The organism is Cupriavidus necator A5-1, from assembly GCF_000744095.1.
GTDB lineage: Bacteria > Pseudomonadota > Gammaproteobacteria > Burkholderiales > Burkholderiaceae > Cupriavidus > Cupriavidus necator_A.
The window spans coordinates 3,279,680-3,294,363 of record NZ_JQLI01000001.1 but is presented as its reverse complement, the minus strand read 5'-3'; the positions used below and the strand labels follow the sequence as shown (position 1 = coordinate 3,294,363).

12 protein-coding genes are annotated in these 14,684 nt (G+C 65.4%); 8 read left to right on the top strand and 4 right to left on the bottom strand.

The genetic code is table 11. From position 1 onward, the window contains the following. Positions 1-165: 165 nt before the first annotated feature. Together K307_RS14655 and K307_RS14650 are read right to left on the bottom strand one after the other, a co-directional pair. Positions 166-471: a hypothetical protein gene (locus K307_RS14655; protein ID WP_042879161.1), complete on the bottom strand. Its 306-nt coding sequence runs from the start codon at positions 469-471 to the stop codon at positions 166-168. Between the two features lie 103 nt (positions 472-574). Beyond that, positions 575-1,516: a LysR family transcriptional regulator gene (locus tag K307_RS14650; RefSeq protein WP_042879159.1), complete on the bottom strand. Its 942-nt coding sequence runs from the start codon at positions 1,514-1,516 to the stop codon at positions 575-577. Positions 1,517-1,728: 212 nt separating this feature from the next. Here K307_RS14650 and oxlT (K307_RS14645) point away from each other — a divergent pair, with 212 nt between their 5' ends. The 7 genes from oxlT (K307_RS14645) to K307_RS14610 all read left to right on the top strand — a co-directional run bounded on the left by oxlT (K307_RS14645) (position 1,729) and on the right by K307_RS14610 (position 12,609). Beyond that, positions 1,729-3,069 carry an oxalate/formate MFS antiporter gene (gene oxlT / locus K307_RS14645; RefSeq protein ID WP_042879158.1) on the top strand — a complete coding sequence of 447 codons (1,341 nt, stop codon included), beginning with the start codon at positions 1,729-1,731 and terminating at the stop codon, positions 3,067-3,069. 287 nt (positions 3,070-3,356) lie between these two features. Further along, positions 3,357-4,280 carry a LysR family transcriptional regulator gene (locus K307_RS14635; protein ID WP_042879154.1) on the top strand — a complete coding sequence of 308 codons (924 nt, stop codon included), beginning with the start codon at positions 3,357-3,359 and terminating at the stop codon, positions 4,278-4,280. A gap of 136 nt (positions 4,281-4,416) precedes the next feature. Further along, positions 4,417-4,635, top strand: a complete 219-nt coding sequence (locus K307_RS14630) for a hypothetical protein (RefSeq protein ID WP_042879153.1) — start codon at positions 4,417-4,419, stop codon at positions 4,633-4,635. Between the two features lie 747 nt (positions 4,636-5,382). After that, a complete protein-coding gene (gene oxlT / locus K307_RS14625; protein WP_042879151.1) occupies positions 5,383-6,702 on the top strand; it encodes an oxalate/formate MFS antiporter in 1,320 nt (439 codons plus the stop codon). Between the two features lie 181 nt (positions 6,703-6,883). Further along, positions 6,884-8,593 (top strand): NADH-ubiquinone oxidoreductase-F iron-sulfur binding region domain-containing protein, encoded by a 1,710-nt coding sequence (locus tag K307_RS14620; protein ID WP_042879149.1) that lies wholly within the window; start codon positions 6,884-6,886, stop codon positions 8,591-8,593. Positions 8,594-8,602: 9 nt separating this feature from the next. Next, a complete protein-coding gene (fdhF, locus tag K307_RS14615; RefSeq protein ID WP_042879147.1) occupies positions 8,603-11,416 on the top strand; it encodes a formate dehydrogenase subunit alpha in 2,814 nt (937 codons plus the stop codon). Between the two features lie 176 nt (positions 11,417-11,592). Next, positions 11,593-12,609: a zinc-binding alcohol dehydrogenase family protein gene (locus K307_RS14610; protein ID WP_042879145.1), complete on the top strand. Its 1,017-nt coding sequence runs from the start codon at positions 11,593-11,595 to the stop codon at positions 12,607-12,609. Positions 12,610-12,678: 69 nt separating this feature from the next. Here K307_RS14610 and K307_RS14605 read toward each other — a convergent pair whose 3' ends face one another. Both K307_RS14605 and K307_RS14600 read right to left on the bottom strand, forming a co-directional pair. Then, complete coding sequence (locus tag K307_RS14605) at positions 12,679-12,972, bottom strand: GYD domain-containing protein (protein ID WP_042879143.1); 294 nt, start codon at positions 12,970-12,972, stop codon at positions 12,679-12,681. Between the two features lie 273 nt (positions 12,973-13,245). Continuing rightward, the gene (locus K307_RS14600) at positions 13,246-13,767 is read right to left on the bottom strand and encodes a MarR family winged helix-turn-helix transcriptional regulator (protein ID WP_042879141.1); all 522 of its coding nucleotides are present in this window, start codon (positions 13,765-13,767) and stop codon (positions 13,246-13,248) included. Between the two features lie 138 nt (positions 13,768-13,905). Between K307_RS14600 and badH the strand changes: the two genes are divergently transcribed. Continuing rightward, positions 13,906-14,673 carry a 2-hydroxycyclohexanecarboxyl-CoA dehydrogenase gene (badH, locus tag K307_RS14595; RefSeq protein WP_042879140.1) on the top strand — a complete coding sequence of 256 codons (768 nt, stop codon included), beginning with the start codon at positions 13,906-13,908 and terminating at the stop codon, positions 14,671-14,673. Positions 14,674-14,684: the final 11 nt, after the last annotated feature.

The window sequence follows — 14,684 nt, the reverse complement described above, 5'->3', positions numbered from 1 at the left end:
GCCGGTTGCACCCGAAGCGGCCGCATGGCAGCCATGCCGCCCTGACAAGCGAATATCGTGCCGTCGATTGCGGACGGGTAATGGCGTGCCTGATGGTGGCCAGGACCAGCTGACAAAAAAAGGCGAGGTCGCTTGCGCGCCTCGCCTGTAACCGATCTGGACCGCTCAGTTGAGATGGCCGACCGCGCGCAGGTATTCGTTCTTCTTCTCGAAGATCAGCTCGCTCAGGAAGGCGGCGTCATAGGCCGCCAGCAGGTGGGCGTGGTGTTCTTCGATATAGCGGGCCACGCGGGCTTTTTCGCATTCGATCCCGCACAGCCATTCATACATCTCGGCGTCCCAGCGGAAGCGCAGGCCTAGTTCGATAAAGGCGGCGTTGTAGGCGGCGAGCTGGGTTTCTCGCGGGATCGGTTGGTTGTCGGTGCCGACCGTGATGGCAGCGGGGCGGCTTTGCGACTGGGTCTGGTTCATGCTCGTCTCCTTGTGACACGCTGGCGGTGGCGTTGAGACAAGCATAGGGACGGGCATGGATTTACGATAATTAAAGTTTCATTGAGAAACCATAAGCTATCGTTTATGCATGCTGGCGGATCAATCCTTCCACCCCGGTGATCCGCTCGATCAGCGCCGAACCTTCCTCCATCAGAAACTGCTTGAACGCTAGCGCCACTGGCGGCAGCCGCTTGTTCTTGCGGTGCACAACATACCAGTTGAGCATGACCGGGAAGCCCTCGATATCGAGCACCGCCAGCTTGCCGGCCTGCAGCTCCAGCCCGACCGTATGCGCCGACAGGAAGGCGATGCCCATATTGGCGATCACCGCCTGCTTGATGGTCTCGGTGCTCTTGATTTCCATCGCAATACGCATGTTGGATAGGCGCCCGGCAAAGCCTTCCTGCATGGAATTCCAGGTATCCGAGCCTTTCTCGCGCGAAACGAAAGCTTCGTCGGCGAGGCTGGCTAGAGGGATATTGCGCTGCCTGACCAGCGGATGGGTGGGGGCGGCCACGATCACATAGGGATGCGGGGCGAAGACTTCGTTGATGGTATCCATGCCTTCGGGCGGTCGCACCATCACGGCCAGGTCGGTCAGGTTGCCGGCCAGCTGATGCAGCAATTCCTCCCGGTTATGGACGGCAAGGTTCAGCGTCACGCCCTCGTGGCGGTCCATGAACTCGGCCAGCAGCCGCGGGAAGAAATAGTCGCCGGCGCTGATCACCGCCACATTGAGCCGCCCGCCGGAAATGCCCTTGAGCTGGGACATGGCGTCCTCGGCCTCGCGGAACTGCTGGATGATGCTGCGGCTGTAGTGCAGCATTTCATGGCCGGCGGGGGTCAGGTAGATCTTCTTGCCAAGCTGCTCGAAAAGCGGCAACCCGACGTGGTGCTCGAGCTGCCGCACCTGGGTGGAAACCGCCGGCTGCGTCAGGTGCAGCTCCTCGGCGGCACGCGAAAAGCTCATGTGGCGAGCAACGGTTTCAAAGACCTTGAGCTGCCGCAGCGTGGCGTTCTTCATTCCCTCGTTCCGTGCAATATATAAACGATCGTCAATACAAACGATAAAAAACTTTATGCGGTGCTGATCTTAGATTCAAGTAGCATCAATCGTCAGATTTGCATGCCGCAATGTCAGGCGCCAATCTCATCGTGACCAAGGGCCCGCTCTGAAGAGGCCCGGGAGGGCGTCCCGTCCGGGACGCAGCAAACAAGCACCAGGAGACAAAAAAGATGGCGCAATATGAAGCAACGGCCACGTCCGGACATGGCAATGTGAACGGTCGGGGCCTGCAGAACCGTTGGGTGCAGCTCGCAATCGGTGTGGTGTGCATGGGGCTGGTGGCCAACCTGCAGTACGGCTGGACTCTTTTCGTGTCACCGATGGACGCCAAGCATCACTGGGGCGCGTCCGCGATACAAGTAGCGTTTTCCATATTCATCGTGACTGAAACCTGGCTGGTGCCGCTGGAGGGCTGGCTGGTGGACAAGTTCGGCCCGCGGCCGGTGGTGGCCGGCGGGGCGATCTGCGCGGGGCTGGCGTGGGTGATGAATGCGTATGCGACGACGCTGCCGGAGCTGTACGCGGCCGCGGTGATCGCGGGCATCGGCGCGGGCGGCGTCTACGGGACCTGCGTCGGTAACGCGCTGAAGTGGTTCCCGGACAAGCGGGGCCTGGCGGCGGGGCTGACGGCAGCGGGCTTTGGCGCCGGCTCGGCGATCACGGTGATCCCGATCGCCAACATGATCCAGAGCTCGGGCTACGAGAAGGCGTTCCTGACCTTCGGCATCCTGCAGGGCGTGTGCATCTTCGTGCTGGCGCTGCTGCTGGTGAAACCCAAGGCGCCGAAGGGCCTGGTCGCGGCCAAGGCGGTGCTGACCAATTCGGTGGAGTATTCGCCGGGCCAGATGGTGAAGACGCCGGTGTTCTGGCTGATCTATGTGTGCTTCGTCGCGGTGGCCGCCGGCGGGATCATGGCCACGGCGCAGCTGGGCCCGATCGCCAAGGACTACGGCTTTGCGTCGATGCCGGTGACGATGCTCGGCATGACCTTGCCGCTTCTGACCATGACCCTGTCGATCGACAACCTGTGCAACGGCTTCACGCGGCCGTTGTGCGGCTTCCTGTCAGACCGGTTCGGTCGCGAGAACACGATGTTCGTGATCTTCATCGGCGAGGGGCTGGCGTTGCTCGGGCTGATGGAGCTGGGCCACAACCCGTACTGGTTCATGTTCTTCGCGGCGCTGACGTTCCTGTTCTGGGGCGAGATCTTCTCGATCTTCCCGGCGCTGTGTGCGGATACGTTCGGCAGCAAGTTCGCGGCGTCGAATGCCGGCACGCTTTATACGGCGAAGGGCACGGCGGCGATGCTGGTGCCGCTGGCGTCGGTCCTGTCGGCGCAAGGGGGCTGGGAAGCGGTGTTCACGGTGGCGGCGGTGGTGACGATCGCGGCCGGGATCTCGGCCAAGGTATTCCTGGCGCCGATGCGCAGGCGCTTCATCACCGGAAAGGCCGACGGCATACCAGTGTCCGACGCCACATACATGCCCGGCATGCAAAGCAAGGGAGACTAGCCCGCACACGGAGCAAGGAGGATCCCACAAGGGGCGCGCGTCGAGCCAGGCAGCCAGCGCGCCCCCGGCAGCATCGACCTGGCATACCGGCCTGTGCTTGTGCAGGCCATTGCCACGAGAATGACCAACACCAACGATGGCTGCGCACAGCCACGATCCACCAAGGAGACTGCCGTGACCGGACTGAACGGAACGGTGCTTGCACCCCGATGCCTCGCCACCCCCCACGCCACGCTTGCTGACTCGCCTCGCACCCGCGATGCCGGTGCCCGCCACGGAGCGCAGTCATGAATATCTCGCTGCCACAACTGAAAGCCTTCGCCGCGGTCGCGCGGCACAAGAGCTTTACGCGCGCGGCCGCTGAACTGGGCCTGACGCAGTCCGCGGTCAGCCGCAGCGTGCGCGAGCTGGAAGAGGAGATCGACCAGCGCCTGTTCGACCGCACCACGCGCCAGGTGGAACTGACCGACGCCGGCCAGCACCTGTCGCAGCGCATCTGCCACCTGATCGAGGAAGTGGAGCAGACCCTGCGCGACAGCCAGAGCGCCAGCCGTCCGTGCCAGGGCCTGGTGCAGATCGCCTCGGACCCGGTGCTCAGCTCGATGTCGCTGCCCGCGTGGCTGGCCGGCTGCCGGCAGGCGTGGCCCGCGATTGCCATCCACCTGAAGGACCGCTCGCAGGAATCGGTGCTGCAAAGCGTGCGCAGCGGCGAGGTGGATTTCGGCATTTCCACCGACCCCAGGGCGGGCGACGACCTCTATTGCGAACCGCTGTGCATCGACCCCTATCACGCCGTGCTGCCGGCCCAGCATCCGCTGGCATTGCGTGACTCGGTAGGGTGGGGCGACCTGAGCGACGCCAACGTGCTGACGCTGGACCAGCAGTGCGGCATGCAGCCGGCGGTGGAGAAGGCGTTCAGCAACTACCACGTGCGCGCGGGCTCGCTGCAGTTGCTCGGGCACTTTGCCGCGGTCTTCAGCATGGTGGCGCTGGGGCTGGGGATCGGCGTGGTGCCGTCGCGCGCGCAGGCGGCAGGCATGAACCCGGCAGCGGTGATGCGGCCGCTAAGGCCGCAGGTGACCTCGACCGTCATGCTGGTGCGCCGCAAGAGCCGGTCGCTGAAGCCCAACGCGGCGGCGATCTGGGACGCTTTGCGCGGTTTTGAGTACAAGGAGTCATCCACGGCACGCCGTGAAAACACCCTGGTGTGATCGACGCTGATCGTCCGCCTGAATCTGTTGGATTCATGCAAAACTTTCTCTGATATATTACATACAGGATATTTACACATACTGCGGCGCACCATATAATGAAAACTCCTGATCACAACGCTACTGGAGTTTTCAAATGGAAGTCGCTCTTCTCTTCGTCCTTGGCCTGGCTCTTATCGCTGGCGGCGTCAGCATGACCATCATGCTGGCAACCCGCTTGCCGGTGGAAGTCCTGGCGACCGCGCAGGAACATGGTCGCTTTGCCGGCCTGGGTTCGAACCAGGAAAGCAATGGCGTGGGCCGTGCCCGCCCGTCGCGCATCGTGCCCGCTGCCGGCGAACTGGCATACGCCTGATGCGCGCCGGCAAGGCCGTGCGCCCGCGGGCGTCAAACGGTTAAAACCGCGGCCGCGCAGGCACGCAGGACGCACCGTTCCTGCCTGCGGCAAAGCCACGCAAGGGCTGTAGCGGCCGGCATCCCTTGTAGCAGTACCCACGGTGCGATTTCCCTGGTTGCCGCACGAGCCGGCAGGCAGGGCAGGGTTCCTTGCGAACCAGCGGCCGCCATCCCCCTCCAGCACGCTGCAAGCCGTCCCGCTACATGGACGCCCGCAGGTGTTCGTTTCACGCGCTCTGGCAGCCTCTCTGCCGGCCCAGCCCGCTTCCTCCCCAAGCATTTTCCGCATGATTCCGACGCTGTCCATGCGCTTCATGTCTTGATTGTATTGAACTAGGGACTTTCCCGAACTGGCCTTTTCCCCGATTTTCGCGAGGTCCGATCCCCGGCATTCTGGAGGCCGCCATGCGCCGGCGGATTGATGCGGCGGCACATGCCAACTGCTTGATTTCCAAGAACTCTTGATGCTTTCGGACGCGCTATTGATGCGGCGAGCGCACCGGTCGCGCTGCAGCATCGGCCAGAAAGGCGTCGATCACGGCCACCTCATGCTGCAGGGCCGCAGAGAAGTCGCTTGACTTGGTTGATATATCACATACCGTATAGCACTAGAACGGCTAAGCTGTTCGAGACCGAGAGTCACGCAGAGGCGTCACAAGGCGCCCAACCTTCCACCTTGGCGGCATGCCGCTAATAGGAGACATCAATGGAACTGCAGCAGAGGGAGTCCACGTCGCGCTTTGCGTCGCCGTGGGTGCAATTGGTCTTCGGCGTGATCTGCATGGCGATGATCGCCAACATGCAGTACGGCTGGACGCTGTTCGTCAATCCGATCGATGACAAGTACCACTGGGGCCGCACGGCGATCCAGGTGGCCTTCACGATCTTCGTTGTTACGGAAACCTGGCTGGTGCCGATCGAGGGCTACCTGGTCGACAAATACGGCCCGCGCCCGGTAGTGGTGGGCGGTGGCCTGCTGTGCGCAATTGCCTGGGCCCTGAACTCGGTGGCGTCCTCGCTGCCGATGCTGTACTTCGCCGCGGCCATCGGCGGTATCGGTGCCGGCGCCGTGTATGGCACCTGCGTGGGCAACGCGCTCAAGTGGTTCCCGAATCGCCGGGGGTTGGCGGCGGGGATTACCGCGGCGGGCTTCGGTGCGGGCTCCGCGATGACGGTGGTGCCCATCGCCAACATGATCAAGTCCTCGGGCTATGAAGCCACGTTCCTGTGGTTCGGCCTCGGCCAGGGCCTGATCGTGTTCCTGCTGGGCATGGCCCTGTACCCGCCGTCGGCCAAGATCCTGAGCGACGTCAAGTCGACGCTGAAGGCTGCCGCGACCTACAACGCCACGCCGCGCCAGGTACTGAAGTCGCCGATCTTCTGGATCATGTATGGCATGTTCGTGATGATGGCCGCCGGCGGCCTGATGGCTACCGCGCAGCTTGGCCCGATCGCTAAGGACTTCGGCCTGCACGATTCGCCGGTGTCGATCCTCGGCCTGACGCTGCCCGCGCTGACCTTCGCGCTGACCATCGACCGCGTGCTCAACGGCCTGACCCGACCGTTCTTCGGCTGGATCTCGGACCATATCGGCCGCGAGCGCACCATGTTCTTCGCCTTCGCGGTGGAAGCCGTGGGTATCCTGTTGCTGTCCAAGTATGGCCACAACCCGGTTGCCTTCGTGGTCCTGACGGGCGTGGTGTTCTTTGCCTGGGGTGAGATCTACAGCCTGTTCCCGGCTACCTGCGGCGATACCTTCGGTCCGAAGTTCGCCGCCACCAACGCCGGCTTGCTGTACACCGCCAAGGGCACGGCCGCGCTGCTGGTGCCGTTCTCCAGCGTGATCACGGCCGCCACCGGCGACTGGCATGCGGTGTTCATGCTCGCCTCCGGCATGGCGGCACTGTCCGCGATCCTGGCGCTGTTCGTGCTCAAGCCGATGCGCGAAGCCCATGCCCGCAAGTATGTGCATGCCAATACCTCGGCGCCGATGGGCTACCGCGCCGTACCGGAAGACCTGACCTGATGAAGAAAGCAGTGCGGCGCCCCGGCGCCGGCATCACCCGGGGCGAGGCGGCTGCGATGCCTGCACAGCCGCCTCGCCCGGTAGCACAATATGACAACAACAAAACACGACAGGAGGGCCGCCCGCCGGGCGCCTTCCTGATCGCGCATCCGAACCCCACAAAGAGAATCCAGGCACCGCCATGAACCAGGTTGTCATCCCCCTCGAGGCGACGGGACTCGGCCGGCAGCGCAAGCGCCGCCAGCCCAAGGGCCGGCAGGTCGACCCGGCCGCGCTGGCCGAAGTGCGCGTGGCGCTGGGCGACATGCCCCGCCGGCGCGACCTGCTGATCGAACACCTGCACTGCATCAACGACCGCTACGGCCAGCTCGCGATGCCGCACCTGGTGGCGCTGGCCAGCGAACTGCGCCTGTCGATGACGGAGGTGTATGAGGTCGCGACCTTCTATCACCACTTCGACGTGGTGCGCGAGGACGCCGACGGCGAGATCGCACCGCCGCCCGCGCTCACCGTGCGCGTGTGCGAAGGCATTGCCTGCGAACTGGCGGGCGCGCAGGCGCTGATCGACAAGCTGCCGGCGCTGCTGGGCACCGAGGTTCGCGTCGTCGCGGCACCGTGCATCGGCCGCTGCGAGAAGGCGCCCGCGGCGCTGGTCGGCCAGCATCCGGTCGACGGCGCGACTGCCGAGGCCATCGATGCAGCAGTGCAAGCCAGGGCCGTGCGCCACGAGCCCGAACCCTATATCGACTACGACGCCTATCGCAAAGGCGGCGGCTATGCCTTGCTGAAGTCGCTCGCCGCAGGCGACCTGGACCCCGCCGCCGTGCTCTGCACGATGGAGGACTCCGGCCTGCGCGGCCTGGGCGGCGCGGGCTTCCCGACCGGGCGCAAATGGCGCATCGTGCAGAACGAGCCCGCGCCCCGGCTGATGGCCGTCAATATCGACGAGGGCGAGCCCGGCACCTTCAAGGACCGCGTCTACCTGGAGCGCGATCCGCACCGTTTCCTGGAAGGCATGCTGATCGCTGCGACCGTGGTCAACGTGTCAGCGATCTATATCTACCTGCGCGACGAGTACGCGGGCTGCCGCGCGCTGCTGGCCGAAGAACTGCGCCGGCTGCACGAACATCCGCCAATCCCCGGCCTGCCAAGGATCGAACTGCGCCGCGGCGCAGGTGCATATATCTGCGGCGAAGAATCGGCCATGATCGAGTCGATCGAAGGCAAGCGCGGCATGCCGCGGCTGCGCCCGCCGTATGTGGCGCAGGTGGGCCTGTTCGGCCGGCCCACGCTGGAGCACAACTTCGAGACCCTGTACTGGGTGCGCGACATCATCGAGAAGGGCGCCGAGTGGTTCGCCTCGCAGGGGCGCAATGGCCGCAAGGGGCTGCGTTCGTTCTCGGTCTCCGGCCGTGTGAAACGGCCTGGCGTACATCTCGCGCCAGCGGGCATTACCGTGCGCGAACTGATCGACGAATACTGCGGAGGCATGCTCGATGGCCACGAGTTCTACGCTTACCTGCCGGGAGGCGCCTCGGGCGGCATCCTGCCAGCATCGATGGGCAATATCCCGCTGGATTTCGACACGCTGCAGCCCTACGGCTGCTTTATCGGCTCGGCCGCGGTGGTTATCCTGTCCGACCAGGACAGCGCCACGCAGGCAGCGCGCAACCTGATGCACTTCTTCAAGCACGAGTCCTGCGGGCAATGCACACCGTGCCGCACCGGCACCGCCAAGGCGCTCGACCTGATCCGCCAGCCGAAGTGGGACCTGTCGGCGCTGGATGACCTGTCCGCGGTGATGCGCGATGCATCGATCTGCGGGCTGGGGCAGGCCGCGCCCAATCCGGTCGACTGCGTGATCAAGTACTTCCCGCACGAACTGGCCTGAGAGACTGAAATGAATGCACTGACCCGCGCCGAACGCGCGCTTGTCGAATCCGCCGAGCCAGCTGTCACCTTCACGCTCAATGGCCGCGAAGTATCCGCGCAGCCCGGCGAGAGCCTGCTCAAGGTGGCCCAGCGCGAAGGCTTCGATATCCCGCACCTGTGCTACAAGGACGGCCTCGAACCCGCCGGCAACTGCCGCGCCTGCATGGTCGAAATCAAGGGCGAGCGCGTGCTGGCCCCTTCCTGCTGCCGCTATCCCGCCGAGGGCATGCAGGTGCAGACCGAGTCCGAGCGCGCCCGCCGCGCCCAGCGCACCGTGCTGGAACTGCTGCAGTCGGACATGCCGGAAACCGACTACACCCGCAACAATGAGCTCGACCAGTGGGCCGCGAAGCTGGAGATCGGCAAGCCCCGCTTTGCGCCGCGCGAACGCGTGGCGGCGGACCTGTCGCACCCGGCCATCGCCGTCAACCTGGATGCCTGCATCCAGTGCACCCGCTGCGTGCGCGCCTGCCGCGACGAGCAGGTCAACGACGTGATCGGCCTGGCGCTGCGCGGCGACGAAGCCCGGATCGTGTTCGACATGGACGACCCGATGGGCGCCTCCACCTGCGTGGCCTGCGGCGAATGCGTGCAGGCTTGCCCGACCGGCGCGCTGATGCCCGCGCGCGACGCGGCGCTGGCGGTGCCCGACAAGCAGGTGGACTCGGTCTGCCCGTATTGCGGCGTGGGCTGCCAGCTCACCTACAACGTCAAGGACAACCGCATCCTGTTCGTGGAAGGGCGCGACGGCCCGGCCAACCACCAGCGGCTGTGCGTAAAGGGCCGTTATGGCTTCGACTACGTACAGCACCCGCAGCGGCTGACGGTGCCGCTGGTGCGCCGCGAAGGCGTGCCCAAGCGCGGCGATTTCGTCATGGACCCGGACCACGTGATGGATGTGTTCCGCGAAGCCACCTGGGAAGAGGCGCTGGCGCTGGCCGGCGGCAAGCTCGTGCAGATCCGCGACACGCACGGCAAGCGCGCGCTGGCTGGGTTTGGCTCGGCCAAGGGCAGCAATGAAGAGGCCTACCTGTTCCAGAAACTGGTGCGCACCGGGTTTGGCAGCAACAACGTCGACCACTGCACGCGGCTGTGCCATGCCTCGTCGGTGGCGGCGTTGCTGGAGGGCATCGGCTCGGGCGCGGTCTCGAACCCGGTGATGGACGTCGACAGGGCCGAGGTCGTGATCGTGATCGGCGCCAACCCGAGCGTGAACCACCCGGTGGCGGCGAGCTGGATCAAGAACGCGGTAAAGAACGGCACCAAGCTGATCGTGGCCGATCCGCGCCGCTCCGACCTGGCGCGCTTTGCGCACCGCTTCCTGCAGTTCAAGCCCGATGCCGACGTGGCGCTGCTCAACGCAATGATGCATGTGATCGTCGCCGAGGGCCTGGTGGACAAGGACTTCATCGACCAGCGCACCATCGGCTTCGACGAGCTGCAGCGCAACGTGGCAGCCTACAGCCCGGAACTGATGGCGCCGGTGTGCGGCATCGAGGCCGAGACCATCCGTGAAGTCGCGCGGCTCTATGCGACCTCGAAGGCGTCGATGATCCTGTGGGGCATGGGCGTGTCGCAGCACGTGCACGGCACCGACAACGCGCGCTGCCTGATCGCGCTGGCGCTGATGACCGGCCAGATCGGCCGCCCCGGCACCGGCCTGCATCCGCTGCGCGGGCAGAACAACGTGCAGGGCGCGTCCGACGCGGGCCTGATCCCGATGATGTATCCCGACTACCGCCGCGTGGACGATCCGTCCGCAATCGAAAGCTTCGAGGCCCTGTGGGGCATGCCGCTGGACCGTCAGCCGGGCCTGACCGTGGTCGAGGTGATGCAGGCGATCGAGCGCGGCGAGGTGCGCGGCATGTACATCATGGGCGAGAACCCGGCGATGTCAGACCCCGATGCCGAGCACGCGCGCGAGGCGCTGGCCTCGCTCGACCACCTGGTGGTGCAGGACATCTTCCTGACGGAAACCGCGTACCTGGCCGATGTAGTGCTGCCGGCCTCGGCCTTCCCGGAGAAGACCGGCACCTTCACCAACACCGACCGCACCGTGCAGCTCGGCCGCCAGGCGCTCAACCCGCCGGGACACGCGCGCCAGGACCTGTGGATCATCCAGCAGATGGCGGCGCAGCTCGGGCTGGACTGGCATTACGACAGCGTGGCGGACGTGTTCGACGAGATGCGCAAGGCCATGCCCAGCATCGGCGGCGTGACCTGGGAGCGGCTGGAACGCGAGCACGCCGTGACCTATCCGTGCACGGAAGAGGGCGATCCGGGCGAGCCGGTGATCTTTACCGACAGCTTCCCGACCGCCAGCGGGCGCGGGCGCTTCGTGCCGGCCGATATCATCCCCGCGGCCGAGCGGCCCGATGCCGACTACCCGATGGTGCTGATCACCGGCCGCCAGCTCGAGCATTGGCACACCGGCAGCATGACGCGGCGCGCCGGGGTGCTGGACGCGATCGAGCCGGACCCGGTGGCGCTGGTGCATCCGCTGGACCTGGATGCGCTCGGCGGCAAGCCCGGCGACGTGGTCACGCTGTCGTCGCGGCGCGGCGAGGTCATGCTCTATGCGCGGGCCGATGCCGGAACGCCGCGGGGCGCCGTGTTCGTGCCGTTCTGCTACTACGAGGCCGCTATCAACAAACTGACCAATTCTGCGCTGGATCCCTTCGGCAAGATCCCGGAGTTCAAGTACTGCGCGGTGAAGATGGCGCTGGGTGGGGAGGCGCCGATGCAGTCGAGCTACGGCGGGGGGCAGATCCTGGCCGTATAGCAGTTGCCGCGACAAACAGCAGGGCCGTTCTGCGCCGGTGGCGCAGGCGGCCCTTTTTTTAATGGCGCCGATTTTCCTGGTTTCCGGGAAATTGATTGCCGGAGTTTCCGGCTAATCAAATTAATCCAGACGAGCTACGCTTGAGTTCATCCCCCGACTCATTCAGGAGCCCCGCCATGAAAGCCATCGGCCTGACCGAATACCTGCCCATCTCCGACCCGCGCTCCCTGCAGGACGTGGAGATTGACAAGCCCACCCCCACCGGCCACGACCTGCTGGTCAAGATTGAAGCCATCTCCGTCAACCCTGTCGACACCAAGATGCGCGCACCCAAGCCGCAGGTCGAGCCCGCGCCGCGTGTGCTCGGCTGGGACGCGGCCGGCACGGTGGCGGCGGTCGGTCCGGACGTGACGCTGTTCAAGGTTGGCGATCCGGTCTACTACGCCGGCAGCATCACCCGGCCCGGCACCAATGCCGAATACCACCTGGTCGACGAGCGCATCGTCGGCCACAAGCCGGCCTCGCTCGATTTCGCCAACGCGGCCGCGCTGCCGCTGACGGCGATTACCGCGTGGGAGGGGCTGTTCGATCGCCTTGGCATTTCACCCAAGGGCGAGGACGCGGGCCGTTCCGTGCTGATCATCGGCGGCGCCGGTGGCGTGGGCTCGATCGGCATCCAGCTGGCCAAGGTGCTGGCCGGGATGACCGTGATCGCCACCGCGTCGCGGCCCGAGTCGCAGGAATGGTGCCGCCGGCTCGGCGCTGACCATACGGTTGATCATCGTGGCGACCTGCCGGCACAGTTGAAGTCGCTTGGATTTGCCGAGGTCGACTACATTCTCTGCTTCAACGATATCGACGGCCATTTCCTGGCGATGACCGAACTGGTCGCACCCCAGGGCAAGATCTGCACCATTGTCTCGAATGCGCGGCCGCTGCCGGTGGAACTGCTCAAGAACAAGAGCGCCACCTTCGTCTGGGAATTCATGTTCACGCGCGCCATGTTCATCACGCCGGACATGATCGCGCAGCACCGGTTGCTCAATGAGGTGGCGCGGCTGGTCGATGCTGGCCGGCTGCACACCACGCTGGGCGAGAACCTGGGCCGCATCAATGCCGAGAACCTGCGGCGCGCTCACGCGATGCTGGAGGGCGGGCGCACCATCGGCAAGCTGGTGCTGGAAGGATTCTGAGCCGGCGCTCGGCAAACAACAAAGCGCCCGCCGGGACCCGGCGGGCGTTGTTACTTTCTGAAGCAGGGTTCAGCCCATCTTGCCGAGGATGCCCTCCATCTCGTCGGTATTGAAGGCGCGCAGGGTCTCCGTGCGCACGTTCCCCAGCGAGCCGATGGTCAGTCCGAAGGCGGTCATGCTGGCGTCGTCCGGCGCCTCGATGGTAAGCACGATGTCGTATTCGCCCAGTGTCCAGTAGATGTCCTTCATCTCCACGCCGAAGCGCGCACCCATCTCGCGCACGGCGGCGGCGCGCTTGGTGGTGTCCTTGACGGCGCGTATGCCCTGGTCGGTGAAGCTGGCTAGCACGATGTAACGGGTCATGGCGGGATCTCCTGTTTAGATGGATCGGACGCCGTCCCGGCGATGCGCACGGCACGAATCGCGGCAATCGACCGGGGCAGTGGTTCAGGGCTTCGGAGCGTGGGGAGGCGTGAATGGCATGGCGCCTCGCCGGGCATGCACCCGGGTGTCTGAGCAACTGCGTACTAACGCATATTGCGCGCCAGTCGGCACGGCAGGCCGGATTGCGGGCAGCGGCCGCACAGCGGGCGGTTGCAGCGGGCCGGTGTGTATCAGGTGCGATACCGCGTGTGGTCAGTCCTGTGGACTGGCACCCTCTGCGCTGTCGGGTGTGTCGAGCTCCCGCATGTTGTCCAGCAGCTTGAGCAGGTAGTGCAGCGTGTGGGTAAGGTCATTGGTCGAGAACCCATCCAGCGCCCGCTCGTAATAGTCGCGAATCTTGGGCTGTGCCTGGTGCAGCCAGACCTCGCGGCCCGGCTCGCTCATCCGCACCAGCCGCGAGCGGCGGTCGCGCCCGTCCGGCGCCAGCGTCACGTGGCCGTCGCGTTCCATCCGGCTGACCAGCCCCGACAGGTTCTGCCGGCTCACCATCAGGTAGCGGGCCAGGTCGCCGACGCTCATGCCATCGGCGGCCTCCGGGCGCGATAGGGCGCCGAGCACAGCCCACTGCTGCGTGGTCAGGCCTTCCGCCTCAACCGCTCGTGACCCCGTTTTATGCAACATGTTTGCACATTGGTAGAGCCGAAAGAACAGCCGATTGGCCAGTTCCATGCGTGCATTTGTCGGGAGTTCTCCTCCCGTGTCGGGGTTAACCATAGTCATTTCCATAGGATTGGCGCCTTGCGCGGACTGCGGGTGCCTTCTATTATAGGTAAACATATTTACCTATTTAGCGACGCAAGTGTCGGCGGCATCGCCGGCACGATAGCACCAGAACCCTGAAAGGAGAATGCTGTGCAAGGACTCGTAGGCAAGACGGTCATCGTGACCGGTGGTGGTGGCGGCATTGGCAGCGCAACTTGTTTGCGCTTTGCGCGGGCAGGGGCGGCGGTCGGCGTGCTCGACCTGAACCCGGAGGCCGGCGAACGCGTGGCCGCGCAGATCCGCGAGGCCGGCGGCCGCGCGCTGGCAATGCGTTGCGATATCACCGACCGCGCCAGCGTCGATGCCGCGGTCGCCGCGGTGGAGCGGGAGCTGGGCCCGGTGGATGTGCTGGTCAACAACGCCGGTTGGGATGTGTTCCGTCCCTTTATCAAGACCGAGCCCGCGCAATGGGAGCGGCTGATCGCCATCAACCTGACCGGCGCGCTGCACATGCACCACGCGGTGCTGCCCGGCATGGTCGAGCGCAAGCGCGGGCGCATCGTCAATATCGCCTCCGATGCCGCGCGGGTGGGCTCGTCCGGCGAAGCGGTCTATGCCGCGTGCAAGGGCGGGCTGGTGTCGTTCTCCAAGACCATCGCGCGCGAGCATGCGCGCCACGGCATCACCGTCAACGTGGTGTGCCCGGGGCCGACCGAGACCGCGCTGTTCGAGGACTACAAGCAGGGTGCGGGCAACCCCGAGAAGCTGATGGAAGCCTTCACCCGCTCGATCCCGCTGGGCCGCATCGGCCAGCCCGACGACCTGCCCGGCGCGGTGCTGTTCTTCGCCGGCGACGACGCCGCCTTTATCACCGGCCAGGTGCTGAGCGTGTCGGGCGGCCTGACCATGAACGGCTGAGCGCTGTTCAA